Below are 24,845 nucleotides of genomic sequence, written 5' to 3'. Positions count from 1 at the left end.
CGACGCGCGGTCACATCTGGCGCCGCGCGGCCAAGGGCTTCCTCTCCGTGCTGACCGGAACCAGGCGGACATCGCCGCTCTCGTCGCCGCCGGGCTGGGGCAATGTGAGCACGGCGCCCTGATCGTCCTTCTGCATCGTGACTTCGCGGCCGTTGATGGACCGCAGCTTCCATCCCTGGAAGTCATCGCCGATCTTCAGCCGCAGCGCCGTCTTGGTCGACTGATCGAGAAAGATCCCGAAGCTTTCGTCATCTCCCGCGATGGTGCCGACCAGCGACAGCGGCGGTGGCTCGATCGCGACCTTGCGCGGCGGCGGCGCTGGTTTGCTGACCTCCGGTTCCGCAACGACGGCAGGCGGCGGCCGCCGCGACGGCGAGAACACCGGCCGGTCGCGCGTGTTGGACAGCGTCTTGAGCGGGATGCCCCACAGCGGATTGGCGCTGATCGGCCGGGGCGTCGGTGCCGGCGACGGAGCCACCCGGACCGACGTCGCCGGTTCGGACGGTGGCGATGAACTCAGCACCGGTCCGCCGAGACGGGTATCGTCGAGCATCCCGGCGTCCAATGCATCGCCGGACGGGGCAGGCACCGCAGCCGGCGCCGAATAGGCCGACACCGCCAACAGCACGATGATCGCTGCGAAGCGTCGCATCATTTGGCTCCTCGCCATTGTCCGGAGACGCCGAGCAGCACGCGCAGCTTGCCGGGATCGGCGCCCTTGGCGGCCTCGTCGGCGACCGGTTGCACGATCAGCTGGTCGATGAACAGGAACGGCATGCCGGCTTCCAGATCGTAGAGCACCTGCTGCAATTGCGCCTGCTCGATCTCGCTGCTCGCGACCATGCTGATGAAGCCGGCCTTGGCCGGCGCGTTGGGAACATCGAGCTGCGTCGACAGCACATTGCCACCGGCCTTGATGACCGCGCCCGACACGCGTTGCAGCAAGGTGGCGCCGGCCACCGTGACGGTCGCGCCCTCGAGATAGGCCGAGCCGGTCGGCATCGCCGGCTGACCGGGCGCGGCGTTCGCCCTAGATCGTCCTTCCAGTTGCTCCAGCATTCCGGCCGCTGCCGCAACATCGCTGCGCAGGCTGATGATGTCCGAGAGCGACGAGATGACGACAAAGAGCAGCAGCACGAACAGGCCGAGATAGCTCGCGGTCGCGACCATTGGCGAGGTGCTGACAGCCGTCAGCGATCGGGATGCTGCGCTCATGAGCCGGACCCAAAATAAGCAGTGATGTTGGCCTCGACGTGGAACCGCTCGGCCGATTCATTCGCCGCGCGCGTCGTCGGCGCGAAAAACGTCGCGCGGGTGAATTGCGGCGACTGCTCCAGCAACCGGATCAGGGATGGCGCATCCTGCGTCAGTCCCACCACCTGCACCTTGTTGCCCTCGATGCGAAGCTCCGTCACATAGGTCGTGTCGGGCAGCACGCGCGAGACCGCTTCCAGAACCATGACGCTCGACGGCGTCGTCTGCTTGCGCTTGGCCAGCAGGCCGAGCCCGGACGAGTCGACATTGGCATCAAGACGCAGCGCGGCGCGGCGCTGCGCGATCCGGTGTTGCAGGTCGTCCTGCTCGGATTGGAGCCACCCGCCGAGATAGATGTTCAGCAGCAGCGAGACTGAGGCCGCGGCCGCCGTCGAGACCAGGCCGACGCGCAACAGGCGCGGAACCGAGGGCCCGGCAAGGCCGCGCAGCGACCTGTCGAGCAGCGTCACCCGCTGCGCGGCGCCGTCGCCGCCAACCGCCGGCGCGAAGACCGCGACGGAGGCGGCGCCGAGCATCCTCGCCATCCGGATCAACGGATCGACCTTCGTCGCCGCGGTCGCGCCGAACGCGACTTCAATGCGGTCATTGGCGATCAGCTGCGGCGAACTCCAGCCAAAGACGGCATCGGCGGCGCTCCATGGTGTCAGCCGGTCGACCTGCGCGCGGATCATGCCGTCGAGGAAGTCGCTTGCCTGGCTCGGGAAATCGAGCACGCGGCTGACGATCTGATCCGATCGCAAACGCACCTCGACGCGGCTGCCGTCGAACGCGCTCTTCCAGTCGGCCGGCAGCGGAGGCTGCGGCGCATCGTGATCGAGCCGGAACGAAACCGGCATCGAAGGCGAGCCGTCCTTCGAGACCGCGAGGCGGGCGGTGAACGTGCCGTCGCCATTCTCGTCGAGCTCGATGCTGCGCCGGCGCATGAACCTGCCCGCGACGCCGTCGACGGCCGTCGCGACCGCGCCGATCCATTGCTCGAACCATTGCCGTGCCTCGGCAAGCATTGCCATCATCCTCTCTTGCGCAGCAGAACTGGGTTTCGCGGCTCGACGTCGTTTTGCCAGGACAACACCCGATAGGGCTCGACCTTGTCACCGAGTGCGATCACCGCCTCGGATGTGGTCCGGTGACCGTTGCGGAAGCGGATCGAGATTGCGATCCGGTAGCACGGGCTCTGCGCCGTCGATGCCGCACTTTGCTGGTTTGGGGCCTGCGTTGCGGCAGCGATGCCGTTCGGCGAAACCGGGCGCGCCCCGAAGCCGTCCTGATCCTTCCCCGATGCCTTATCGACGGCGAGAGCGACTTCCGGTGCGGCGATGGTCGGATCAACATCCGGACCGCCGTTGAACACCGTCACGAACGGCAACACGCGGTCGACAAACGCTTCGGGGATGCCGGCGACCAGCGCCAGCTCGTTGACATGGGTAAACAGCCCCTGCCGCGGCGAATAGCCAAGCGCGTTGTAACGTGCCGCCTCCACATTCTCGCTGCCCGGCGCGGGCCGGGTTCGCCAGCCGACGATCCGGTCGGCATATTCGGCGGCGGCGTCCTTGCGGGCGCCGAGCACGACGAACAGGCCGATCAGCATCTCCTTGGACGCGTAGTTCAGATCAAGGCGGCCGGCCTCCGACGTGAAGGTGACACCGACGCTGGCATCGTCGAGACCGAAATGAAACGTCCCTTGCTGCGGCCTCGTCTTGTCGTCCGTCAGCGTCAGCTGATAGGCGGTGAGCTCGAGCCCGGCCGACACCAGCGCCTCGGTCTGCAACGACAGGTCGCTGGCCGCCAGCGCGCGCGCCGACGCGGCCAGATAGGCCGAGAAGATGATCGCCAGCGACGACAGCGCCAGCAGGATCCAGAGCACCGCAACGATGACGAAACCGCGATTGGCCGGCGATCGGCCGATGTTGCCGGACGCGCGCATCACGTCTTCCCCTGATCAGTGGCACTGCCGGAACTCTGCTTGTCGCCGCAATTGCCGTCCGGCTTGGTGCAGTCGCTCGGAATCTGGACATGGACCGGCGCGATGGTCGAAACCGACAAGACGCGCTGGCTCGCCACATCGCGCACGGTCAGCCGGATCATCGCCGGCAGTCTGTCGGCGTCCTTCCAGGCGCTCTTCCAGGCTCGGTCAGCGCCGGCATAGGCGAACGACAGCCGATAGGGCGCGCGCAGCAGCACCACCGGACTGCCGAGATGGACCTGCTCCGACAGCGACACCCCGTCGGCAAGCGGCGTGAAGCGCGTGTGCGTGCGAACCGTGACGAACTCGCCGCGATCGCTGACCTCGCCAAGGCGCACCACATCGAGCCCCGGCCCGGCATTCGGCCCCACCGACGTGCGCACGAACATCACGGACAATTCAGATCCGTCGAACAGCGGCTTGTGGCTGTCGCGGTTGGCGGCAACGAACTCCGCGGCCGCAAGATCGGCGCCGATCCGCTCCAGCGCGATCCCGATCAATTCGCTGCGCTGGATCCGGTCGAGGCCCTTGTTCCAGCTCGGCAGCCACTGCGCCGTGATGCTGGCGAGCGCCGACAGCAACAGCCCCATCAGCGCCAGCGCGACGATGGTCTCGATCAGCGTGAAGCCGCGCTCGCCCGTTCGCTGGTCTGCCCATGCCCGGGTCATTCCGACGACCTCGGCATCAGGCGCACGGTGCGAATGTCGGACAGCGCACCGCCCGGGGATTTGACGCGAATGCGCACCAGCTCCGGGGCCCATGGCACATTGCCCTCGGGCACCTTCCAGTCGCCGCCGAGCGGAGCGACGTCGATGGTCCAGCGGTAGCCCTCCACCTGCCCCGTCGAGGTGCCCGACTGCAATTCCGCGCGGGGCGGGATGCCGACCGTCATCAAGGTGCGCACCGCCTGCATCAGCGCCACGTGCTGCTCCAGCGCCCGCACGCCGCGCGTCTTGACGCCCATGACGGCGCCGATCGCAACGATCGAGACAGCCACCAGCGCCAGCGCCACCAGCACCTCGATGATGGTAAACCCCGCATCAGCGCGGTTAGTTGGCGGCGACGTCGCGAGCAACGATTTCAACCCTTCCGGTAAGCCAGTTGACGCGGACCTCATATCCCGCATCGAGCCGCGTCAGCGCGATGGAGCCCCCACAGGAACCGCCATTGGCGAAGAAGCGGATGGTTGACAGTGCGGCGCGGCGCTGACAGCTCTGCGGCAGCACGGCATCGAACCGCACGTCTTCGGGGATCCGCACCGTCATGTGCGACGCGCCGGAGTGGATCACCCGGCTCGGCGCATCAACCAGCGTCGCAACGCTGGTGCTGCGCTCGATGGCGGCATTCCGGTCGGCCTTCAGCAGCGTCGCGGTTTGCAATGCATAGGCCTGCAGGCGCGATCGCGAGGTCTGGTGCGGAATGAACGGAAGCAGCACGGCCGCCAGCAGCGCGATGATGGCGAGCACGCACACCATCTCGAGCAGGGTGAAACCGCGCTGCGTCGCGTCACTCATGCTTGCCATGCATCCTTACTGGTCGTTGTTCGCGGCGGTGGTCTTCTCGAGCGAGATATCGGCCGAGGTGCCGCTGCCGCCCTCCTGACCATCGGAGCCGTAGGAGACGATGTCATACGGTCCATGTTCGCCCGGCGAGCGATAGAGATAGGGGTGGTTCCAGGGATCGTTCGGGACGTTGCCGCCCTTCAGATACGGGCCATTCCAGGCCGCGACCCCCGGCGTGCGCCGGACCAGCGCGGCAAGCCCCTCAGCCGTGGACGGGAAGCGCCCGGCGTCGAGATAGAACAGGTCGAGCGCGCTGGAGAAGCTCTGCAGCTGAATGCGCGCGGTCTTGACCTTGGATTCGCTGAGATAGTTGAGCACGCGCGGCCCGATCAGCCCCATGATCAGGCCGATGATCGCGATCACGACCAGCATCTCGACCAGCGTGAAGCCTTCCTGCCCTGAACGCCTTGGCCGTTGCGACGGCGTGCGAGCGCGTTCCGCTCGCGTGGCGAATGCCTTTATGATGGTGCTGCGCGATATCATGGCCGATGACCCCTGCTCTAACCGACTAGCTGCGTAACCGAGAGCAGCGCCGTCATGACCGACACGATCAGTCCGCCGACCACGGTGCTGATCGTGATGATCGCCAGCGGACCGACGATGCCGACGACCCGGTCCAGGCTGCGCTGCAATTTTGCTTCGTAGAATTCCGCGACCCGCCCGGCCAGCACCGGCAGCTGCCCGGTCTCTTCACCGAGCCGCAGCATGCGGACCGCCATCGGCGGCAGGCTGTCCGCCACGGCGAGTGCTTCCGACAATTTGCCGCCATGGCGGACGCGGTCGGCGGCGGCGGTCCAGTTCGCCTCGCTTCCGGTCACTGACATGATGTCGACCAGGATGCGCAGCGCGGCGGTGAGGTTGACACCGCTGCCGAGCAGGACGCCGAGATTGCGGCAGAACAGGCTGGCCCGATAGAACTGGAAGGCGCTGCTGATGCCCGGCACACGCGAGATGGCGTTGACCAGCGCGGCGCGCACGCGCGCCTGCCGTAGCAGCCACCATGCGAGCGCAATCGTCGCCGCGCTGATCAGGCTTGCCACGGTGGCATTGGCGCGCAGGAAATCCGATACCGCAATGAAGCTGGCGAGCGCGGTGTCCGACTTGCCGCCGAAATCGCCGAGCACGGTCGAGAATTGCGGCAGCACGAACAGCAGGAAGAACAGCATCACACCGGACGCCGCGACCAGCACGAAGGCCGGATATTGCATGGCGTCGGTCAGCTTGCGCCGCATCTGCTCGGAACGCGCGCGCTCGGTCCCCAGCATCTCCAGCACGGAATCGAGCGTGCCGGAGATTTCTCCCACCCGGACCAGGGCGATGTACATCGGCTGGAACAGGGTTGGATGATCGGCAACCGCATCGGCAAAGCTCTCGCCGGTGAGCAGGGCAGCGCGAATCTTCGCCACCACTGGACGCATCCGGCCGACATCGGCGTCGCCGGACAGCAGCTCCAAGGCATCGTCGAGCCGCGCACCGGCCTTGAGCAGCAGTGCGAGATCACGCGTGAACGTGGTGACCTCGGCCGCGCTCGGCCCGCCGAACAGGCTGCGGCCACCGGTGGCTGCGCGCTTGTCCTCGGTGGTTTCGATCGGCAGCAGCTTGAGATATTCGATCCGCCGCGCCACCTCGGCCGCCGTCGGGGCGGAGATCGTGCCGTTCACGATCTCGCCGGCCTGGGTCAGAGCGCGATAGCGATAATTCGGCACGGCGTCACCGCACCGTTGCGACGCGGAGGATCTCGGCAGGCGAGGTCAATCCGGCGCGGCATTTGGCGACCCCATCGTCGAGCATCGTGGTCATGCCCGAGCGGATCGCCAACGTATCGATCTTCAGCCCGTCGGTTCGCTCCCCGATCAGTTCGCGCAGTTCATTGGACAGTTCGAGCAACTCGAACACGCCGAGGCGGCCGCGATAGCCGGTCCCGCCACAGCGCTCGCAGCCGCATGGCTCCTGAATGATCTCGTCGGCCTTGAAGCCGAGCGCGGCGAACCGGGGGTCCTCGGCGAAATCGGCTGTTGCCAGCGGCCGCGCCGTCTTGCAGCGCTCGCAGAGTTGCCGGACCAGACGCTGCGCGATCACACCGCGCAGCACCGAACGCAACAGATAGCCTTCGACCCCGAGGTCGAGCAGACGCGGCACCGCGGCAGCCGCGGTCTCGGTGTGCAGTGTCGTTAGCACCAGATGCCCGGTCAGCGCCGCATGAACCGCGACATGCGCGGTCTCCGAATCGCGGATTTCGCCGACCATGATCACATCCGGGTCCTGGCGAACGAAGGACCGCAGCGCGGTGGCGAAGGTCAGGCCGATCGCGGGCTTGATCTGGGACTGGTTGACGCCGGGAAGCTCGTATTCGACCGGATCCTCGATGGTCAGGATCTTGCGGCTCGGCTCATTGAGGATCGACAGGATCGTGGCCAGCGTCGTGGTCTTGCCGCTGCCGGTCGGTCCGGTGATCACGACCATGCCGTGCGGCAGCTTCAAGAGCCGCCGCAGCTTGGCTTCGTCAGGCTCGGAGAATCCGAGCTTTTCGACCACCAGCAGGCCGCGATCCTTGGGCAGGATACGGATGACACAGGATTCGCCGTGCTGCGTCGGCATGATCGCGACGCGGATATCGATGTCGGTGCGACCGGCCCGCAGCCGCGCCGCGCCGTCCTGCGGCAGGCGGCGCTCGGCGATATTGAGGTTGGCGATGATCTTGATGCGGGAGACCACCGCCTGTGGCAGCACGCCCGACAGCGCGGCGACCGGCCGGAGCAGGCCATCGATCCGCAAGCGCACCATCAGCCCGCCGGAAAACGGCTCGACATGGATGTCGCTGGCACGAAGCTCGACCGCCTTCTCGATGAGATCGTTGACGGCGCGCACCACCGGCGCGCCGCTGGCGAGATCGCGCAAGCTCTCGATGTCGTCTTCGCGGGGCAGCGCCGCCGCGCTATCGGCGGCCTCGGCCTCCTCGGCGCTGGAAGAGTTGTTCAGCGCGATGGCGACGTCTTCCGACGAAGCCACCTTCACATGGATGCCGGCGCCAAGCACGATCTGTGCCGCCCGCAGCGTTGCCTGATCGGTCGGGTCGACGACGGCGAGCACCGTGGTCCCGTCGACCGCGCGGCACGGATAGACCATGGTCTCGCGCAGGAAGCGCGGCGAGAACGATCCGACCAGCGGCTCGGCCGAGGTCATCTCCTGGAGCGTCAGCCGTCCAAGCGAGAAAAAGCGCGCGGCTTCGTCGGCGAAGTCGGTCGGGGAGAGGCTGGTGACCTCCCACAGTTTCAACTGCCTGACGTCGGCGCCCTGCCCGGTCCGCTCAGCCGGTCCATCGCTCGGCGCCAGGTGATTGTTCTGACGCAGATAATCCACGAACCGAACGGACAGGTCGTTGGCCATTCTCGATATCCCGCCACACTATCCCGGATCAGTTCGTGCCAAGTGCCGCTGCGTGCCGTCGCGTTCGGCTCCCGGCAATTGTGCGGTTATCGATCCGAAGTGTGACAGCTGTGCGAAGTCACATCATTCGTCCCGCTCAAGAAACTTTGAGGGTGGCATCGCGGACACAAGCAGCGCATCGGCTGCACAGTTTAGGTGCGACGCGATGGGCCGGTCGCGAACGACAATCATGTAACCAATTTATTTCTGTCATGTTCGATCGCTAAGAGTCCCTCCGGGGTAGGACCGATCGTCGCAAGCAATCGAAATTTCAGTTAGTCAAAGCGAAGGGCCTTCATGCAACGCGTAGGCACAGTGGGCCGCTGCCCGACGATCCGTGGCGGCCTCGCAGCCATTTTTGCCTTGACGTCATTGGGGTTGTTGGCGTCCTGCAATTCCGCGACGGTCGGCGAGAGCGTGGACGCATCCCAACTCGACGTCACCGACAAGGTGCGCTCGCTGGATCTGGCGCAGCGCCAGCCGCAACCGGTGAACGCACTGGCGGCGACGGGCGGCAGCCAGAGCGGCAGCGTCCGCGCGGCGATGTATGACGGAAGCGAAGTGACGGCGGTTGCCGATGCACGGCCGCAACCGGCATCGAACGGCAACGGCTTCGACCTGAATTTCGAGAGCACGCCGGTCGCGACCGTCGCCAAGGTGGTGCTCGGCGACATTCTGCATGTCGGCTACACCATCGACCCGCGGGTGCAGGGCACGGTCAGCCTGGTCTCGGTCCGCCCGGTGCCGAAGTCCGACATGGTGTTCGTGCTCGAAAACGCACTCCGCCTGAGCGGCGTCGTGCTGCTGAAGGATACGGCAGGCTATCGCCTGACCCCGCTCGGCGACGCCGTCGGCGGCGGCCGCGTCGATGCCGCAGCGGCCAATCCCGAACCCGGATTCGGCATCTCGGTGGTGCCCCTGCAATATGTGTCGGCGCAGACCCTCATGAAGCTGACCGACAGTTTCGCCACCAGGGCCGGCGCGATCCGCGCCGACACGACGCGCAATCTGCTGCTGATCCAGGGCACCGGCGCCGAGCGCCGCACCGCGGTCGATACCGTGCTCAGTTTCGACGTAGACTGGATGCGCGGCCAATCCGTCGGCATCTTCCCGATCTCGAGCGGCTCGCCCGCGCCTGTCATTGCCGAGCTGGAGAAAATCGTCGATTCCGGCGAGAACGGCCTCAGCCAGAACGTCATCAAGTTCATGCCGATCGCGCGCCTGAACGCGATCCTGGTCGTGACCAAGAAGCCCGACATGCTGCACACGGCCGCTACCTGGATCAAGCGCCTCGACCGCAACGACACGGCGCGCACCTCGGTCCATGTCTATCGCGTCAAATACGGCGATGCGCGCCAGATCGCGCGGGTCCTGACCGACATGTTCCTTGGCGGATCGTCCGGCAACCTGCTCGACAGTGCCGACAGCCAGCTCGCGCCCGGCTCCGGCACCTCGTCGACCTCGAGCGTCGCCGACCGTCTGTCGCTCAACAACAACAACGGCGCGAATTCAGGCATGAGCGGCTTTGCATCCCGCGGCACGTCGGGGACAGGCGCAACAGGCCAGGGCCTTGGCCAGGGATTCGGCGTCGGCGGGCAAGCGAACAATCCCAACAATCCGGGCCAGGGCAACAATGCCGCGCTGGATGCCGGACGCGGTGCCGGCGGCGGCAACGGGCAACCCGTCATGCAGGACGTCCGGATCACGCCCGATGTCGTCAACAACAATCTCCTGATCTATGCCGACCAGGCCAACTACCGCATCATCGAGTCGACCCTGCTGCAGATCGACGAGCCGCAACTCCAGGTCGCGATCGACGCGACGATCGCCGAGGTCACGCTCAACAACACCTTGTCCTATGGCGTGCAGACCTATCTCACCAGCCAGAACCTCGGCCTGAAGCCGAACACCGGCTCGATCCTCGGCACCCAGGCGACTTCCGCGCCCGCGACCACCACAGACGCGACCACCGGCGCGGTCTCGGTCGCGGGATCGCTTACCAATGCCTTCATCAACCAGAGCTTCCCGGGCTTCAACTTTCTGATCGGAAATGCAACGCAGCCGAGCCTGATCCTGGATGCGCTGCACGCCGTCACCAGCGTCAAGGTGCTCTCCAATCCCTCGCTGGTCGTGATCAACAACCAGGTCGCGACCCTACAGGTCGGCGACGTCGTCCCGGTCTCGACCGGCAGCGCGACGGTGCTGACCACGAGCAACACGGTGGTCAACACCATCGACTATCGCAACACCGGCATCATCCTGAAGGTCTCGCCACGCGTCAGCGTGAACGGCACCGTGCGGCTCGACGTCGAACAGGAGATCAGCAATGTTCCCCAAAAGCAACGGCAGCACGGTCAACCTGACGCCGACCGTTTCGGAACGACGGGTCAAGAGCCAGATCTCGGTGGCCAACGGTCAGACCGTGCTGCTGGCGGGCCTGATCAGCGAGCAGCAGAGCGGCGCCCGCAATGCGCTTCCGGTGCTCGATCAGATTCCGGGCCTCGGTGACGCCTTCGGACATCAGAGCAACGGCACCCAGCGTACCGAGCTGATCATCTTCATCCGCCCGCAGATCATCCGCAACGGTTCCGACGCCCAGACCGTGGCCGAGGAGCTTCGATCGAAATTGCGCGGCAGCATCGCCACGACGTCGACCAATGCGCCGATCACCACCAGCTATCACTGAGCCGGGCAGCAGGATGCGCCGCGTTCTCGCACAACGGACGGGCCTCTCGGTTTCGCTTGCGATCGTGGTTTGGGCGATGACCGCCTCTGTCGCGAGCGCTGACAGCGTGGCGCGCGGATCGGCCGCCTTCCATCGCGGCGACTATGTCCGGGCGGCTCGAGAGCTCGCGCCGGCCGCCGAGCGTGGCAACGCGCGCGCCCTCGGCATGCTCGGCTTCTTGTATGAGCACGGCTTCGGCGTGCCGCAGGCCTATGCAGCCGCCGCCGACTGCTACTATCGCGGCGCCGTGCAGGGCGACCCGTTCGCGCAGGCCCAGCTCGGCCTGATGTACGACAAGGGTCACGGCGTTCCGACGGATTTCGTGCTAGCCTACAAATGGCTCAATCTGGCCGCGGCCCGCTCGAACGGGCGGCAGCGCGATGCCTATCTCCGGTTCCGCGATGCGGTCGCATCCAAGCTTTCGACCTATGAGATCATTGCCGGACAGCGGTTCGCACTGGAATGGGCGCCCGATCGGCCGGCGCCGGACGTGCACCTGACCGTCAAGTAATCGCGGCTTACGAGGGCGTGCGTATGAGGCTCGCGGACATGCGCCTGCCTCGTATCTTGCGCCGCCACAACCGGCGCCAGCCGATCACGATCCCGCTGATCGAGATAAGCGTGCCAGCCGCCGACAGCAGCCACACCACGACGTGGCGCGCCGGCGAGATGCGCAGCAGCAGCGGGACGTCGAGGCTGTGCAGCGCGTTGAACAGCCAGCGGTAGGACCGACGGCTATCGTCGCTGCGGTCGAGGATCTCGCCGGTGACGGGCGAAATGTGCAGCCAGGTGTGAGCAGGATCGTCGAAGCCGATCCGCAATACGGGAAGCTCGCGCGCCTGGTGCAGCGTGTACCAATAGGCATCAGGTTGATCCAGCTGTCGCGCCGATATCATCGTTGCTCCCGGCATGGCGCGCCGGGCCGCCGCGATGATCTCGTCACGCGAGATCGCTACTGGCGCGCCGGTCGCGGGATCGGCGAGGTTGCGCCCGCCACTACCATCGTCGAGCAACATCAACCGGTGTCCGCCGATCCAGACGAAGCGCGCCTCCACCGCGGGCATCGAGGGCGGCGACTGGAAGCCGGCGAGGATGTCGGGCGTGTCATGGCCGCTGTAGCCGATCGTAATCTCACGGGTGATGCTGCGAGCGGAGAACGCGCCGCCGGGATTGAGCGAGAGCCAGCCGCTGAACATCCAGGTGAGAACGAAGATGCCGCCGATCAGGCCGGCAATGTGATGCCAGGCCATCCAGCCGCGATAGGGCGAGACGGCGCCGCTCGCGTAGCGGCGCGTCAGCCGCATGCGCAAAATGCCGATCCAGAAGCCGGTAACCGCGACGACAAGACAGACACCCGAGATCCACAGCACCACATCCCGCCACAGCGGGCCGTCCTTGCGCAACACGGTCGGATAGATCCAGTGCGGGATCGCGCCGAGCCAATTCCAGATGCGCTCGCGCCGCGTGGTGTCGAGCGCGATCTCGCCGGTGCGCGAGGAAACGTAGAGTTCGGTGCCATCGGCGTCACCGAGGCGGATCAGATAGAGCGGCCGCAACGAATCGAAGCGCGCCGTGACCGACCATTGGTCGCGCGTGATCGTTTCGATCAAGCGCGGCTGCACAGCATGCGGATGATGAGCGGTAATGGCCAGCGCCTGGTCCGGCATGATCCGGTCGATCGCGCTGCCGTCGATCGCCGAAATGGTGATCATCCCTCCCTCCCAGCCGGCCACCCGATAGACGGGCGTGTCGTCCATCATCGAAAGTCGCAGATCACGCGGATAACGCTCGACACCCGCGATCGCCATCGCGCGATCGGGCGTGACCCGCACCTTGTTCCAGGGAATGACAGGAAGCGCGGCGAGGCGCTCGCTGTCGGTAAGGCGCGGAAAGGCCACGTACATCATGACGATGCCGGAGATGAACCACATCGCGAACAGGAGACACGTCGCAATGCCGATCCAGCGATGGACGATATAGAGCCACCGCCGCCCGCGCCGGATCAGAGCGTTGCGCATGGTCAGAACTTCACGTTGACGGACAATTCGGCGGTACGCGGCATGCCCAGCAGCCACTGCCCGGTGCCGTTCGAAGTCACCGCGTAAGCCTTGTCGAACAAATTGTAGAGGCGGAACGCGACCGTGGTGCGGTCATCCGGCTTCCACCTGACGCCGCCATTGACCACATTGTAGCCCGGCCGCAGCTGGGTGTTGGCGAGATCGGAGTACATCGCACCGACGATCTGCACGCCGCCATAGGCCGACCAGTTGGGCGCGAAGTCCCAGGTCAGCCAGACGTTCGAGACCTGCTGCGGCACGTTGACCGGGACATTGCCGTTGAAGCTGACGATCTTGCCGCCGACCACCTGGCTGTTGTTGTCGTATCTGGCGCGCAACAGCGCAACATTGGCATCGACGCGCCAGCCGTCGTTCAGCGCGAGCCCGATCGATCCTTCGACCCCGCGGGATGATTGCTGGCCGATCTGCAATGCCAGGCCGCCGGTGGGGTTGCCGGGATCGGGAATCGTGAGCCCGGTCTTGACGATCTCGTAGGCAGCCAGCGTCCACTCGCCGCGACCGCCCCAGAACGACTGCTTGACCCCGATCTCGGTCTGCTTGCCGGTCGCAAGCTGGAACGTTTTCTGCGTGGTCGACAGTGAGATCAAATTGCTGACCGGATCGACGCCGACCGCGTACTGGCCATAGAATGCGAGGTTCTTGATCGGCTCGTAGACGAGGCCAGCGCGCCAGCTCGTGCCTGATAGCGTCGTCTCGAAACTGTTTGCCGGCGCCTTGTAGTCGGTGCGGTCCACCTCGGGGCGATCATACCTGACCCCGGTGACGAGCGACAATTGATCGGTCAGCGAGAGACGATCCTCGGCGAACAGCGCGTATTGATTGACGATCGCATTGAAGCCCGGCGTGGTCGCCGGCGTCGTCGCGAAGAACGACCCGGGATCGAACACATAAGGATTGACCGACGACGCGCCGCCATAGGGCGAGTTATTGGTGTGGGTGAAGTCGATCCGGTTGACGTCGAAGCCGGCGACAAACTGGTTCGCAAGTCCAAACACGTGACCGCTGAAGGTCGCATCCATCCGATTGCCGAGCTGCTTCTGGTCGTGGAGGATTTCGATATAGCTCGTCCGATCGATCAGCTGGGTCTTCGGATTCCAGGTGTAGTTCTCGATGTCGCGCCAGTGCCGCTCGCTGGTCAGGTAATACAGCGTGTTGTTGACCTTGACGCCGTCGGCGACGTCCCACTCGGTCTTGAACCGGGTCCAGCTGTCCTGATAGCGGATCGCGCTGTCCAATGCATTGTAGTTCTTGAAGCGCAGCGCGTCCTGGATCGAGCCGTTGATCAGCGGCGTGCCGAAATAGCGCGACGGACTGCGGTCGCCGTAGTCCTCCGACAGCGTGAAGGCGAGATTGTCCGACGCCTGCACCCGCACGGCAGCGGAGACTACCGCGTTCGAGGTCTTGTCGCGATCGACCCAGCCGTCCGACATGTTGCCGGTAGCGTTGATGCGGTACGACACATTGGGATCGATCGGACCGGTGCTGTCCACGGACAGCCGCCGCGTCATGTTGCTGTCGAGCGAGACCTCGGCCTCATTATAGGGCGTATTGAGCGGTTTCTTCGGGATCACGTTGATGACGCCACCGATGGCGCCTTCGCCGTACAGCACCGAGGCGGGGCCGCGCAGCACTTCGATGCGTTGCGTCGACCAGGTGTCATAGGGGAATGTCAGGGTGCCGGAGCCGATATAGAAGCGCGTGCCGTCATACAACGTCATCACCGAGTTGCTGCCGGCAAAGCCGCGGGTGCTGAACGACAGGCCGCCATTGCCAGGCGCCGGCGTCGCGACGAACCCGGCCGCGTCCTGGGTGACGGCATCGAGCACATTGTGCTGGCCGCGTTCGGCGATGGTCTGCGCCGTGATGATCTCGACGCTGGCCGGCGTCTGCAGCGGCGTCAGATTGAGACGACTGCCGGTGCCGCCCTGCGTGGTGGCATTGAGCGTCGGCGATGCCGATCCCGATGCGCCCGACGCTGCGACGCGCGGCGCGTTGCCGGCTGTTGCGATCGTCGCGGGCCTCGGCCGTGGCCGCGCCGCAGCGGCCATGTCACGGCTGCGCGCCGCAGGCTTCGGCTTGGCGGTCACCGAGGGCGCGACCTCGATCGGATCGAGCCTGGTTGGTGGCGGCGTTTGTGCCGAGCCTTCGGCCGGCAACAACAGCGATGACAGGGAGCAGACGAGACCGAGGCGCCATTTGCGCGCAACGGGAAAGGACGGAGACATGAAACGACTCGCGGTAACGTGGCACGTCACCGCGAACGCGGACTGGCGCATTGCCCAAAAGGCAGTGCTCCGATCCCACCAGGACGCCCCCGCCCGATGTGCTCGCGTGTGACCACGACTGACGGCAGGTCTCCTGGCTCACGGGTCATCGCCTGTCGACGCCTTCCCGGGCCGATGGCCCAGTGGCAAATTGACGAAAGGCTCGCCGTTTACAGTTGCGGGGACAGCTGCGGCATTGGGGTTACCCTCGCACCGCATTCCCTTTTGATCCCCGAAGGGAACCGTCGGCAAAAACGATAGGTGGTGCCGGCAAGGCTGTCAATTCGATGCGATTGTCGCACACATGCTTTGCGGGATGGAGCTGCGGCGATGACACAGCGGCATCCGCGGATGACGCGGAGATGTAATCCCGTCATCGTGAGGAGCCGCGAAGCGGCGTCTCGAAGGATGCATGGCCACAGCTGGGCCGTCCATCCTTCGAGGCTCGCTCTGCTCGTGCCTCAGGATGACGGAAACATAAGCTCACATCACTCGATGTCGACACATCCCTGCATGATCACATCGATCTCGGTGCGCGACAGAGCACCCATCTCGGCGATAAACACGATGCGCGTGCGCGGCACGCCGGGCGACGGCACGCCGCCCGCACCCAAGGTCGCGCGGCCGCCGGCGAGTTGAAACACCGTCAGCCGCCCGGGCTGTTCCACCGTCTCGAACAATCCCTTCGCCCGCGCCAGCTTCGGCGCCAGTCTGCCGATCGCCTGCTGCAAGCGCGGCAGCACGACGGGCCGCTCCGAGGTCCAGCTCAGCGTCTCGAAGCGATCCGACGACGGCCGTCGCGGCGCGGTCTCGCGCGGCGCCGACACATGATCGAGGTCCGCCGGGAACAGTAGCGCGGCCGGCACCTCGCCATGCAAGGCATCAACCACCACGGCCGCCGGACGCACCGCGCGCACGGCGTCGCGGATCGCGGCGCACGCGGCGGCGTCGGCCAGATCGACCTTGCTCAGCGCCACCACATCCGCCGCCCGGAGCTGCGAGCGCAGCAGAGCATCGTTCAGCACCGCCGCAGGCTGCGCCGCGTCGACCACGCACAGCACCGTCTCCAGCGGCGCCTCCTTCCAGATCACGGGATCCATCAGGTTGCGCACGATGTCGGCGGGATCGGCGATCCCGCTGGTCTCGATCACGATGAATTCGGGACGCGGATCACGCCGCAACAGCGTGGCGAGCGTGCGCAGCAGGTCGCCCTCCAGCGTGCAGCAGATGCAGCCATTGCTCAGGCTGACCACGCCGTCGCTAGCGCCCGCGATCAGCTCGGCGTCAATATTGATCGCACCGAAATCGTTGACCACGGCGGCGATGCGCCGCCCTTGCGCATGCGCCAGCAGATGGTTGACGATCGTGGTCTTGCCCGCCCCGAGGAAGCCCGCGACCAGCAGGATCGGGACCGGCACCTCAGCCCCCCGTGACGGGGCGGCGCACCGGCCGGCCGGGACGCGCCGCGACATCGAGCACACCATCGCTGATCAGCGGCTGGCCGCTGACCACGAGATGCCGCACGCCCTCCGCCGGACGATTCATCGCGGAAAAGGTCGCGCGATCGCTCAGCGTCTCGTAGTCGAACACCACGACATCTGCGTCGGCGCCGACCTGCAGCCGGCCCTTGGCCCGCATCGCGGGCGTGCTCGCCGACAGGATCTCGGCCGGGATCAGCGCGCATTTGCGGATGCCTTCGAGCAGCGACACTTTCTTGCGTTCGCGCACCCATTCGCGGATGAAGCGGGTGAAGCAGCCGGCCGAGCGCGGATGCGAGGTAGCATCGTCGGGCAGCGGCCAGGCGTCGCCGCTGTAGGGACGGCCGTCCGACAGCGTCCACGGCATCGCGTCGGAGGCGATCGCGCCGCCCGGATACAGCACCGCCATGTCGAGCAGATCGCGATGATGCGCGTTGTTCTCGATGTCGAGCACGTGCCACAGCACCAAGGTCGAGGGCTCTTCGGCCTGTGCCGCCAGCAGCTCCTCGCGGCTGCCGAAACGGTGACCGTCGGTCACGCGCTGTACCGAATCGTAACCGAGGCCGTTACGCTCTTCGAATTTCGGATCGCTGAAGAAGGTCGCCGCCAGCACGGTCGAGCCGGTGCCGTAGGGATAGGCCTCCACCGTGATCGGCAGGCCTTGCGCCTGCGCTTTCGCGATCAGCGCAACACAGCGTTCGATATCCGTCTTGCTCGATGAGTTGAAGTGGCAGATGTGCATATGCGCGCCGGTGGCGCCGGCATAGCCGATCAGGCGGATATAGGCCTCAGCCGCGCTCTCGGGATCGATCCGTGACATGTACGCGACGTGGGTGAAGGTCGGCACCGCATGATCCGCCGCGAGCTGGCACACCGCGGTCAATTCCTGCACGCCGGCACCCGGCGCATAGGCGTTGAGAATGCCGATCCCGATACCGCCCTCGTTCAGGCCGATCGCGAGGCGGTCGAGGATGCCGCCGACCTCGCCTTCGGTCGCGACGTTTTCGATCCAGCGGCGATCGCGCATCGCGGCACCAAACGATTCCAGCGAGCTTTCTGAATTCGAACCGGTCATCGCACCGATGCGCGCGAAGGCCCAGTTGGCGGCGGCGCCGTAGTTCAGCACTCTGCCCTTCTCGGCCTGGCGCTTGTACCAGGACGCAACTTGCAGCACGCCGGCCTCGAGGTCGAGCGACGTCGTCACCCCGTCGAACGCCTGCATGCGGTCGGCCGGAATGGTCTGGCCATGCGCGTGCAGGTCGATGAAGCCCGGCGCCACCACGAGCCCGGTCGCGTCGATCTGCCGTTCGGAACCGCCGAGGCCGGTGCCGACCGCGGCGATCTTGCCGTCGACGACGGCGACATCGCCGATCGCGTCCATCCCGCTGGCCGGATCCACCACCCGGCCACCGCTGATCACCAAGCCACCCATCTCGCCACTCCCCGCATTCCGAAACCGACCGGTCCCTTGTCGAGCACAGAGAAGCGCATCGCACTGATCGCAGCAAGCCGGCCAGGGTTGTGGCGACATGCTGTGACGGAATATCCGCCGCGCGGTGATGGCGATTGCAGAGCGAGGCCTTTCCTACGCTCCGGTTGCACGCCGCGACGGCAGCCCGCGCCAGAGATCGGGGCCGGGCTTCACGCGGCTCGCCACGAGCTTCGGCGGCGTGCGGTCCTTGGTGTGGTCCTTGGCGATCGCCGCTTCGACCGCCCGCTTGAGCCTGGCATTGTCGATCTGCGCCAGGAATCGCCGGACGACGGCCTCCTGATCCGCGGTCTGACCAGCGATCGCCGCGCACAGTTCCGCGGTCGTCCTGCGGAAGAAGTGGAAGGCGTCATCGGCCGCGCCACCCAGCCGGTCAACCTCGCCGGCCACGCCGAGCGCGTGCATCCGATCGTCGTCGTCGAGCGTCACTGCGAAGCGCAGCACGGCAAGCTGCCAGGCACGGAGCAGCTTGCTCTCCGGTTCGGTCGCATTCTCGCGCATTAGTCGAACACCCCGCGCGCCTGACTTCCTTCGGCTGTCGAGGGAGGTCGGGCGTGGCGCGACTATCCTTGTGCGGGAATAGGTTTTCGAGGGGAGCGCGCGCCCGATCGCATAGGAATCGCATTGGCAGAGCGCGCCGAGCCCCAATTCGCTCAGATCCCCTCGAACTGCAGCCGGGCCAGCCGGGCGTAGAGGCCGCCAGCGGCGACCAGTTCGGCGTGGGTGCCCTGCTCGACGATCCTGCCCTGGTCCATCACCAGGATGCGGTCGCAGGACAAGACGGTCGCCAGCCGATGCGCGATCACCAGCGTGGTGCGGTGGCGCATCAGTTCCTCCAGCGCGGTCTGCACCAGTGTCTCGCTTTCGGCGTCGAGCGCCGAGGTCGCCTCGTCGAGCAGCAGCAGCGGCGCATCGCGCAGGATCGCGCGCGCGATCGCGATGCGCTGGCGCTGGCCGCCGGACAGCGTCACGCCACGCTCGCCAAGCTGGGCGTCGAAGCCTTCGGGCAGGCGGCGCAGGAATTCGCTGGCATGGGCGAGATCGGCGGCACGCTCGACCTCGGCGTCGGTCGCATCGGGCCGGCCGAACCGGATGTTCTCGCGGGCGCTGGCGGCGAACACCACGGAATCCTGCGGCACCAGCGCGATGCGCGTGCGCACCTCGGCCGGATCGGCCTGCCGGATCGGCACGCCGTCGAGCGAGATGGTGCCCGATTTCGGATCGTAGAAGCGCAGCAGCAGATGGAACAGCGTGCTCTTGCCGGCGCCGGACGGGCCGACGATCGCGACCTTCTCACCTGACCGGACCGAGAGCGACACTTCATCAACCGCAAGCGCGTCGGGCCGGCTCGGATAGGCGAAGCTGACATCGTCGAAACCGACATCGCCGCGCGCCGGCTGCGGCAGCGCGCGCGGCGAAGCGGGCGCCGCGATCTGCGGCCTGACGCGCAAGATCTCGAACAGCCGCTCGGCGGCGCCCGATGCGGCCGAGACCTCGCCCCAGACCTCGCTGAGCTGGCCGAGGCCGCTCGCCGCGAACGCCGTGTAGAGAATGAACTGGCCGAGCCGGCCCGGACTGATGGTTCCGACCAGCACGTCGTGCGAGCCGACCCAGAGGATCACGACGACGCTGGCGAACACGATGAAGATGACGATCAGCGTCAGCACCGCGCGCGCTTTGGTCGAGCTGCGCGCGGCTTGATAGGCCTGCTCGACCTCGCCGGCAAAGCGCGTCCTGGCGAGCCGTTCGCCGGTATAGGCCTGCACGGTGCGGATCGCGTTGACCAGCTCCGAGGCATAAGCGCTGGCATCGGCCAGCGTGTCCTGGGCGGTGCGCGACAGCCGCCGCACCCAGCGGCCGAACGCCACCAGCGGAATCACGATGATCGGAATCGCGAGCAGCACGAAGCCGGACAGCCGCGGGCTGGTGATCACCATCATCGCGGCGGCGCCGAAGAACAGCATCAGATTGCGCAGCGCGATCGACACCGACGCGCCGACCGCGGACTTGATCTGCGTGGTATCGGCGGTGAGCCGCGACACCAATTCGCCTGACCGCGCGGAATCGAAGAACGAGGGCGACAGCGAAATCAGATGCGCAAACACGTCGCGCCGGAGATCGGCGACGATACGTTCGCCGATCGTCATCACGAGGTAATAGCGCGAGGCGCTGGCGCATGCGAGCACCGCGACGACCGCGATCATCACGCTGAAATAGCTGTTGATCATCGCGATGCCTTCGGGCGTGAAGCCCATGTCGATCATCCGCCGCACCGCGACCGGCACGATCAGCGTGGTGATCGCGGCGATCGTCAGCGAGATCAGCGCGAGGATCGCCCGGCCCTTGTAGCGCGCCACATAGGGCGCGAGCGCAAGCAACGGCCGCAACCGGGCACGGCTCTTCGCCGGCTCCGTGATCTGGCTCTCGATGAAGGCTTCCTCATCGAGCAACGCGTCGCGCGGGGGCTGCGGGGCGCCACGCGGGGTCTCAAGCTGTTCGGCTACGCTCATCAATCTAGACCGGTTCTATCGCCCCCCACATAGGCCCGCCGACCCCCGGCTGGCAAATCCGGTAAAGTCCCAATCCGGTGATGGGCTTAGGCCCTTTCTTGGCTTGTTTTGGCCGGCTCCATAGGTTATAGACCCGCGCAAATCCCGTATTCCAGACATCTTGAGACGGGCGCCGGCGCGCCGAAGGAACTGTCATGAAAGCCGATATTCATCCGAATTATCATACGATTAAGGTCGTCATGACCGACGGCACCGAGTACCTGACCCGCTCGACCTGGGGCAAGGAAGGCGACACGCTGAACCTCGACATCGACCCCAAGTCGCACCCGGCCTGGACCGGCGGCACCCAGCAGCTGATGGATCGCGGCGGCCGCGTCTCGCGCTTCCAGAAGAAGTTTTCGGGCTTCCTCAAGAAGGACTAAAGTCCGCTTCGGGATCGCCCCGACACCACACGCAAAACGCCCCCGACTCGGGGGCGTTTTTGTTTTTGGGGGCCGCTCCGGATTGGCGGGCTGAACGGGCCCGCGATTCTCCTGCTGTGTCGTCCTGGCGAAAGCCAGGACGACACCAAATGTGTTGCACCGGCTGCGAGTCACACATCCGCGCTCTCGCGACATGATCTGTCCGAGCTTTGCTTTTGTTTCGCCGCTCTGGAAACAGAGGGCGCAGGGAAAGCCGGGTGCCGATCGCACCCATGGGCCCCGAGCAATGGGTAGAAAGCTCGGGGGTAGGACCACAGGTGTAACCGGAAACAACCCGGCTTTCCCTGCGCGATGGGTTACGGCTTATATGTGTTCACCCCGGTGAGACTGGGCTTTGTTGTCACCGCTCTCGCGAAGATGCTTCGCATCTCGCGGGAGACACCTGCCGCTAGGGCGTCAGGCCTGCACGATTTCACCGTGCGCCGCATGCGCTCTCGTCAGTACCACGCTCGGCGTCCACCGCATCTCACCGCAACACCCGTGACGATGCGCAGCGCCCTTCGATCGGGTGAGGCGGGTGCTTCTATACACTGAGTTGCGATTCGGATGACGCGAAATATTTTCACTGCTGAATTGCCCGTCAGGTTGCGCGACAATCCGAAGTTCAATCCCGACGGCTCGCTGACCCTCTACTTCCAGAACGAGTCGCCGGGTGCTGACAAGGAGTCGAACTGGCTGCCGGCGCCCAAGGGCGATTTTGTCCTGATGCTGCGAATGTACTGGCCCAAGGACACTGCCCCTTCGATCATCGACGGAGCTGGAAAGTGACGCAGGTCATCGAGGTTGGCTCATAGCCACGAATAGGCGATTGCCTTTGACGAAATGACTCCGGTCAGCGGGAAGCCGCGTGCGTCAGCTCCTGGCCCATCGCGATATTGCTGAGGTCGCGCAGCAGCTGAAGCAAATTCATCCAACATCGGCGCGGATGAGAGCCGATTGATTCAGATCAACGACATCCGATTTGGGTCAAAGGGCGAATATCGGCAAGAGCCGTTCGAGCAGCTTTGGACCGTGATCGGACATTGATTGGCCTTCCGCGTTCTCCGGAAAACGGAGTAGGCTGCGCCTGATGCCGTCCGTGTCCAATTGTCGTGGAGGGACTGGCCATGAAACTTCGCCGCCGAAATTTTCTGCATCGCGCCGCGGGGGCCGGCCAGATTGTGCTCCGCCGCCACAGAAGCAGGCTCTCATTTCCGCGCGCAAAATTTCGCGTCGACGGACCGAACGACAGGAGAACCAGACATGGCCGCCTTTCAAGAGGTTTTCCGCCGCTCCGGCATCGATGAGCGCCGCAACCTGCCGGGCAGCCCGCCGGGCATGGTGGTGCCGTTCGGGGGCTCCAACATCGTGGCGCTGATCGACCCCGGAAGAAAGCTCAAAGTCGATCCTCACCCCCATGCCCTCGGGATCAAGGAGATCGATGGCGCCGATACCCTTAGACGCGTCATGCAAGCCAGAGACACCTTCTCCAAACCCGACATCGATCCGCAGCTCAGGGCGGCGTCACTTCCCGCCACCTTCAATGGCGATGCACGGTTCTTCGAAATCAATGGCCGGATCAAGCCGATCCCCTTTCCCGGCCTGGAGGTGGTGGCCCGGTCGGCGCGCGGGACGATCGAAGCCAAGCTCCGTGTCGCCGTGCTACGAGAAATCAAGATCAAGGTGGCGTTCCGCAATGTCATGGTGCCGGGGAGCGGCGGCGCTCCGGCGTTTCACGCCAAGAAGCCCTGCAACGAGCAGGATGAATTGCTGACGATGAACGATATATGGAGGCCGCAGGCCAACATCCGTTTCGAGCGGGTGCCAAGCGACTGGCTGGTCATCGACGACTCGCAGGCTGCCGTCAAACAGGAGCTCGCCAATGCCACCGGCATGAAGGATGCGAGCCTCGCAACCCTTCCCGATCTGATCGACGTCGAAAAGCTGAAGGGCTTCTTCGTCAAACACAAAGTTCAGGGTGCCCATCTAACCATTTTCTGCGTCGACAAGCTGTTGTCCAATGGCGGCTTCCCCAATGGCGCGTTTGCTCGAGGGCTGGACCTTGCCTTCATCTGCTCGCAACGCGGGCCTAACACGTCTGCCCATGAAGCCGGGCATTTTCTCGGCTACTACTCGAAGAGCGCGAGCAAACCTTGGGACAGCCGAGGCCACACGCAGGAGAAGGATCCGAAAACCGGCAAAGAAAACAGGGCGGAAGACATCAAGATGCTGATGCGCGATGGAGGCGCCGGGTGGAAAATTCCGTTTAATCTCGTCAACTATTTCCGCGACTTCCCCGGCTAGCGTCCGAAGATCAGACAGAAGCTGGAAATCACTCCGAGCGTTGAATGTCGCCATGACTGAGTTTTGCATTCAAATTCATCCTCGTCGAGGTCCTCAGTTGGACTTGGCCAAAGTCCTTTCGCAGTTTGAGCATCTGTCCACTGACGCGAGCTGGATACGCCGCCGCTCGACAGAGCGCGGCCGTGACGGGCATGCCTACGTGAATTTGACGTTTGAAACCGATTACCCAAAGCTGTTTTGGCAGCTTCTGTACGAGCAATTCTATCAGACGACCGCTTTGGGACAGTTCATGCGGGCTGCGTCAATCGTTACCTGTGAAGGTCGGCGCGGTTGGGATGATTATCTGTTACTCGATCACTTCGATGCTGGCGTGACCTGCGACCACTTTCCCGAATGAACATCCGCTTCGGGTCAAACGGAGACATCATGCCGCGCCGTGATGTCTGCTTTGGGCCAGGTGACGTCCGCTTAATGTCTTTTGCCGGCCAACGCGATGAGGAATGCCTTTGATGGGAGGCACTCCGGCAGTGGGGTGAAGACGTAACTCGCATCGAACCGCTCACTGGCGGAGTCGCGAACGACGTGTGGAGCGTGCGCGTCCAGGGGCACCGCGCCGTCGGTCGTCTCGGTACGAGGAGCGACGCTGATCCCGCTTGGGAGACCGCGCTCCTCCAATACCTCGATCGTGAAGGTCTGACCGTGCTGGTGCCGATCCCGACGATCGACGGCCGTTTGTTCGCGGACGGTCTGGTGGTGATGACGTATGTGGAGGGCGAACCGCCCGAGACTGAGGCCGATTGGCGTCGCGCAGCCGACACGCTCCGCCGGCTGCATCGGTTGACGGCGGGCTGGCCGCAGCGCCCGGGTTGGCGATCGTCGACCGATCTCCTGCACGCCGAAACCGGGACGAAGATCGACCTCGCCGCGATGCCGCCTGAGGGCGTTGCCCGGTGCCGAGCCGCGTGGGCGCGGCTCGTCGGACGTCAGACCTGCGTCGTCCACGGCGACCCCAACCCGCGCAACATCCGCGTGACCCCAGATCGGGTCGCGCTGATCGACTGGGACGAGTCGCATGTCGACGTCCCCGATCTTGACTTGGTGCTGCCCCACAACGCCGCCGGTCTCGACGGCGGCGCGCACGACATCGCCGCGCAAGCGTCGGCCGCGTGGGAGGCCGCCGTCTGCTGGGACGACGCGTACGCAATCAAGCGGCTTGCCGACGTTCGAGCGGTCTAGTGTGGACGCTTCGGTCGCTTGAGTTCGGCGACCTTAAACTTCCCCGCGGCCTGCAGGCTGCTGCAAAGCCACCA

The 24,845-nt window shown here is 65.4% G+C and carries 22 protein-coding genes, 1 pseudogene and 1 riboswitch; of the genes and pseudogenes, 7 read left to right on the top strand and 16 right to left on the bottom strand.

Going from position 1 to position 24,845, the window contains the following annotated elements:
• Positions 1 to 10 precede the first annotated feature (10 nt).
• Genes QA639_RS05095 through QA639_RS05050 form a run of 10 tightly spaced genes read right to left on the bottom strand, consistent with a single transcriptional unit; the run spans position 11 to position 8,187 of the window.
• The gene (locus QA639_RS05095; protein WP_244482454.1) at positions 11 to 652 is read right to left on the bottom strand and encodes a hypothetical protein; all 642 of its coding nucleotides are present in this window, start codon (positions 650 to 652) and stop codon (positions 11 to 13) included.
• Positions 652 to 1,215, bottom strand: coding sequence for a type II secretion system protein GspM (gene gspM / locus QA639_RS05090; protein ID WP_028352112.1), 564 nt, complete (start codon positions 1,213 to 1,215; stop codon positions 652 to 654). Before gspM ends, QA639_RS05095 begins: the two co-directional genes overlap by 1 nt.
• Positions 1,212 to 2,285 (bottom strand): PilN domain-containing protein, encoded by a 1,074-nt coding sequence (locus QA639_RS05085; RefSeq protein ID WP_283089308.1) that lies wholly within the window; start codon positions 2,283 to 2,285, stop codon positions 1,212 to 1,214. Before QA639_RS05085 ends, gspM begins: the two co-directional genes overlap by 4 nt.
• Positions 2,285 to 3,199 carry a type II secretion system minor pseudopilin gene (locus QA639_RS05080; protein ID WP_157344114.1) on the bottom strand — a complete coding sequence of 305 codons (915 nt, stop codon included), beginning with the start codon at positions 3,197 to 3,199 and terminating at the stop codon, positions 2,285 to 2,287. The genes QA639_RS05085 and QA639_RS05080 overlap by 1 nt, the downstream gene beginning before the upstream one ends.
• A complete protein-coding gene (locus tag QA639_RS05075; protein WP_157344116.1) occupies positions 3,199 to 3,906 on the bottom strand; it encodes a PulJ/GspJ family protein in 708 nt (235 codons plus the stop codon). Before QA639_RS05075 ends, QA639_RS05080 begins: the two co-directional genes overlap by 1 nt.
• Complete coding sequence (locus QA639_RS05070) at positions 3,903 to 4,322, bottom strand: prepilin-type N-terminal cleavage/methylation domain-containing protein (RefSeq protein WP_244978550.1); 420 nt, start codon at positions 4,320 to 4,322, stop codon at positions 3,903 to 3,905. The genes QA639_RS05075 and QA639_RS05070 overlap by 4 nt, the downstream gene beginning before the upstream one ends.
• Positions 4,288 to 4,752, bottom strand: a complete 465-nt coding sequence (locus QA639_RS05065; protein WP_028333657.1) for a type II secretion system protein — start codon at positions 4,750 to 4,752, stop codon at positions 4,288 to 4,290. The genes QA639_RS05070 and QA639_RS05065 overlap by 35 nt, the downstream gene beginning before the upstream one ends.
• A 15-nt stretch (positions 4,753 to 4,767) precedes the next feature.
• Complete coding sequence (gspG, locus tag QA639_RS05060; RefSeq protein WP_028333658.1) at positions 4,768 to 5,283, bottom strand: type II secretion system major pseudopilin GspG; 516 nt, start codon at positions 5,281 to 5,283, stop codon at positions 4,768 to 4,770.
• Positions 5,284 to 5,300: 17 nt separating this feature from the next.
• The gene (locus QA639_RS05055; RefSeq protein WP_283089307.1) at positions 5,301 to 6,506 is read right to left on the bottom strand and encodes a type II secretion system F family protein; all 1,206 of its coding nucleotides are present in this window, start codon (positions 6,504 to 6,506) and stop codon (positions 5,301 to 5,303) included.
• A gap of 4 nt (positions 6,507 to 6,510) precedes the next feature.
• Complete coding sequence (locus tag QA639_RS05050) at positions 6,511 to 8,187, bottom strand: GspE/PulE family protein (RefSeq protein WP_157344117.1); 1,677 nt, start codon at positions 8,185 to 8,187, stop codon at positions 6,511 to 6,513.
• 336 nt (positions 8,188 to 8,523) lie between these two features.
• Between QA639_RS05050 and gspD the strand changes: the two are divergent.
• Together gspD and QA639_RS05040 are read left to right on the top strand one after the other, a co-directional pair.
• Positions 8,524 to 10,912, top strand: a pseudogene (gene gspD / locus QA639_RS05045) (type II secretion system secretin GspD).
• A 76-nt stretch (positions 10,913 to 10,988) separates the two neighbouring features.
• Positions 10,989 to 11,462 (top strand): tetratricopeptide repeat protein, encoded by a 474-nt coding sequence (locus QA639_RS05040; protein WP_028340292.1) that lies wholly within the window; start codon positions 10,989 to 10,991, stop codon positions 11,460 to 11,462.
• A 7-nt stretch (positions 11,463 to 11,469) separates the two neighbouring features.
• On the opposite strand, the gene QA639_RS05035 is transcribed toward QA639_RS05040, so the two are convergent.
• From QA639_RS05035 to QA639_RS05010, 6 genes are all read right to left on the bottom strand, one after another.
• Positions 11,470 to 12,969 carry a PepSY-associated TM helix domain-containing protein gene (locus QA639_RS05035; protein ID WP_157344118.1) on the bottom strand — a complete coding sequence of 500 codons (1,500 nt, stop codon included), beginning with the start codon at positions 12,967 to 12,969 and terminating at the stop codon, positions 11,470 to 11,472.
• A gap of 2 nt (positions 12,970 to 12,971) precedes the next feature.
• Positions 12,972 to 15,254, bottom strand: coding sequence for a TonB-dependent receptor (locus QA639_RS05030; RefSeq protein ID WP_283089306.1), 2,283 nt, complete (start codon positions 15,252 to 15,254; stop codon positions 12,972 to 12,974).
• Positions 15,255 to 15,360: 106 nt separating this feature from the next.
• Positions 15,361 to 15,555: riboswitch (cobalamin riboswitch) on the bottom strand.
• Positions 15,556 to 15,781: 226 nt separating this feature from the next.
• Positions 15,782 to 16,711 (bottom strand): CobW family GTP-binding protein, encoded by a 930-nt coding sequence (locus tag QA639_RS05025; protein ID WP_283089305.1) that lies wholly within the window; start codon positions 16,709 to 16,711, stop codon positions 15,782 to 15,784.
• 1 nt (position 16,712) lies between these two features.
• Complete coding sequence (locus tag QA639_RS05020) at positions 16,713 to 18,203, bottom strand: amidohydrolase family protein (RefSeq protein WP_283089304.1); 1,491 nt, start codon at positions 18,201 to 18,203, stop codon at positions 16,713 to 16,715.
• A 153-nt stretch (positions 18,204 to 18,356) separates the two neighbouring features.
• Positions 18,357 to 18,761 (bottom strand): hypothetical protein, encoded by a 405-nt coding sequence (locus QA639_RS05015; protein ID WP_283089303.1) that lies wholly within the window; start codon positions 18,759 to 18,761, stop codon positions 18,357 to 18,359.
• 152 nt (positions 18,762 to 18,913) lie between these two features.
• Positions 18,914 to 20,770, bottom strand: coding sequence for an ABC transporter ATP-binding protein/permease (locus tag QA639_RS05010; protein WP_157344128.1), 1,857 nt, complete (start codon positions 20,768 to 20,770; stop codon positions 18,914 to 18,916).
• Between the two features lie 194 nt (positions 20,771 to 20,964).
• Here QA639_RS05010 and rpmE point away from each other — a divergent pair, with 194 nt between their 5' ends.
• The 5 genes from rpmE (at position 20,965) to QA639_RS04985 (ending at position 24,771) form a co-directional block, all read left to right on the top strand.
• Positions 20,965 to 21,192: a 50S ribosomal protein L31 gene (gene rpmE / locus QA639_RS05005; protein ID WP_016845230.1), complete on the top strand. Its 228-nt coding sequence runs from the start codon at positions 20,965 to 20,967 to the stop codon at positions 21,190 to 21,192.
• Between the two features lie 606 nt (positions 21,193 to 21,798).
• A complete protein-coding gene (locus tag QA639_RS05000; RefSeq protein WP_428841137.1) occupies positions 21,799 to 22,020 on the top strand; it encodes a DUF1214 domain-containing protein in 222 nt (73 codons plus the stop codon).
• A gap of 474 nt (positions 22,021 to 22,494) precedes the next feature.
• Complete coding sequence (locus tag QA639_RS04995) at positions 22,495 to 23,535, top strand: hypothetical protein (protein WP_283089302.1); 1,041 nt, start codon at positions 22,495 to 22,497, stop codon at positions 23,533 to 23,535.
• A 52-nt stretch (positions 23,536 to 23,587) separates the two neighbouring features.
• Entirely contained in the window at positions 23,588 to 23,932 is a 345-nt protein-coding gene (locus QA639_RS04990) for a hypothetical protein (RefSeq protein WP_283089301.1), read from the top strand.
• Positions 23,933 to 24,084: 152 nt separating this feature from the next.
• Positions 24,085 to 24,771, top strand: coding sequence for a phosphotransferase enzyme family protein (locus tag QA639_RS04985; RefSeq protein ID WP_283090547.1), 687 nt, complete (start codon positions 24,085 to 24,087; stop codon positions 24,769 to 24,771).
• The last annotated feature ends 74 nt before the right edge of the window (positions 24,772 to 24,845 follow it).

Source organism: Bradyrhizobium pachyrhizi (assembly GCF_029714545.1).
Classification (GTDB): domain Bacteria; phylum Pseudomonadota; class Alphaproteobacteria; order Rhizobiales; family Xanthobacteraceae; genus Bradyrhizobium; species Bradyrhizobium pachyrhizi.
This window is presented reverse-complemented; position numbering and strand designations above follow the sequence as displayed.

Bases quoted from the DNA above. Each gene is read 5' to 3' on its own strand.
- gspG (WP_028333658.1), bottom strand. From the start codon at position 5,283: ATGATATCGCGCAGCACCATCATAAAGGCATTCGCCACGCGAGCGGAA.
- QA639_RS05040 (WP_028340292.1), top strand. From the start codon at position 10,989: ATGACCGCCTCTGTCGCGAGCGCTGACAGCGTGGCGCGCGGATCGGCC.
- QA639_RS05015 (WP_283089303.1), bottom strand. From the start codon at position 18,761: ATGCGCGAGAATGCGACCGAACCGGAGAGCAAGCTGCTCCGTGCCTGG.
- QA639_RS05050 (WP_157344117.1), bottom strand. From the start codon at position 8,187: ATGGCCAACGACCTGTCCGTTCGGTTCGTGGATTATCTGCGTCAGAAC.
- QA639_RS05020 (WP_283089304.1), bottom strand. From the start codon at position 18,203: ATGGGTGGCTTGGTGATCAGCGGTGGCCGGGTGGTGGATCCGGCCAGC.
- QA639_RS05035 (WP_157344118.1), bottom strand. From the start codon at position 12,969: ATGCGCAACGCTCTGATCCGGCGCGGGCGGCGGTGGCTCTATATCGTC.
- rpmE (WP_016845230.1), top strand. From the start codon at position 20,965: ATGAAAGCCGATATTCATCCGAATTATCATACGATTAAGGTCGTCATG.
- QA639_RS05065 (WP_028333657.1), bottom strand. From the start codon at position 4,752: ATGAGTGACGCGACGCAGCGCGGTTTCACCCTGCTCGAGATGGTGTGC.
- QA639_RS05075 (WP_157344116.1), bottom strand. From the start codon at position 3,906: ATGACCCGGGCATGGGCAGACCAGCGAACGGGCGAGCGCGGCTTCACG.
- QA639_RS05030 (WP_283089306.1), bottom strand. From the start codon at position 15,254: ATGTCTCCGTCCTTTCCCGTTGCGCGCAAATGGCGCCTCGGTCTCGTC.
- QA639_RS05000 (WP_428841137.1), top strand. From the start codon at position 21,799: ATGACGCGAAATATTTTCACTGCTGAATTGCCCGTCAGGTTGCGCGAC.
- QA639_RS05095 (WP_244482454.1), bottom strand. From the start codon at position 652: ATGCGACGCTTCGCAGCGATCATCGTGCTGTTGGCGGTGTCGGCCTAT.
- QA639_RS04995 (WP_283089302.1), top strand. From the start codon at position 22,495: ATGGCCGCCTTTCAAGAGGTTTTCCGCCGCTCCGGCATCGATGAGCGC.
- QA639_RS05080 (WP_157344114.1), bottom strand. From the start codon at position 3,199: ATGCGCGCGTCCGGCAACATCGGCCGATCGCCGGCCAATCGCGGTTTC.
- QA639_RS05010 (WP_157344128.1), bottom strand. From the start codon at position 20,770: ATGAGCGTAGCCGAACAGCTTGAGACCCCGCGTGGCGCCCCGCAGCCC.
- QA639_RS05085 (WP_283089308.1), bottom strand. From the start codon at position 2,285: ATGGCAATGCTTGCCGAGGCACGGCAATGGTTCGAGCAATGGATCGGC.
- QA639_RS04990 (WP_283089301.1), top strand. From the start codon at position 23,588: ATGACTGAGTTTTGCATTCAAATTCATCCTCGTCGAGGTCCTCAGTTG.
- gspM (WP_028352112.1), bottom strand. From the start codon at position 1,215: ATGAGCGCAGCATCCCGATCGCTGACGGCTGTCAGCACCTCGCCAATG.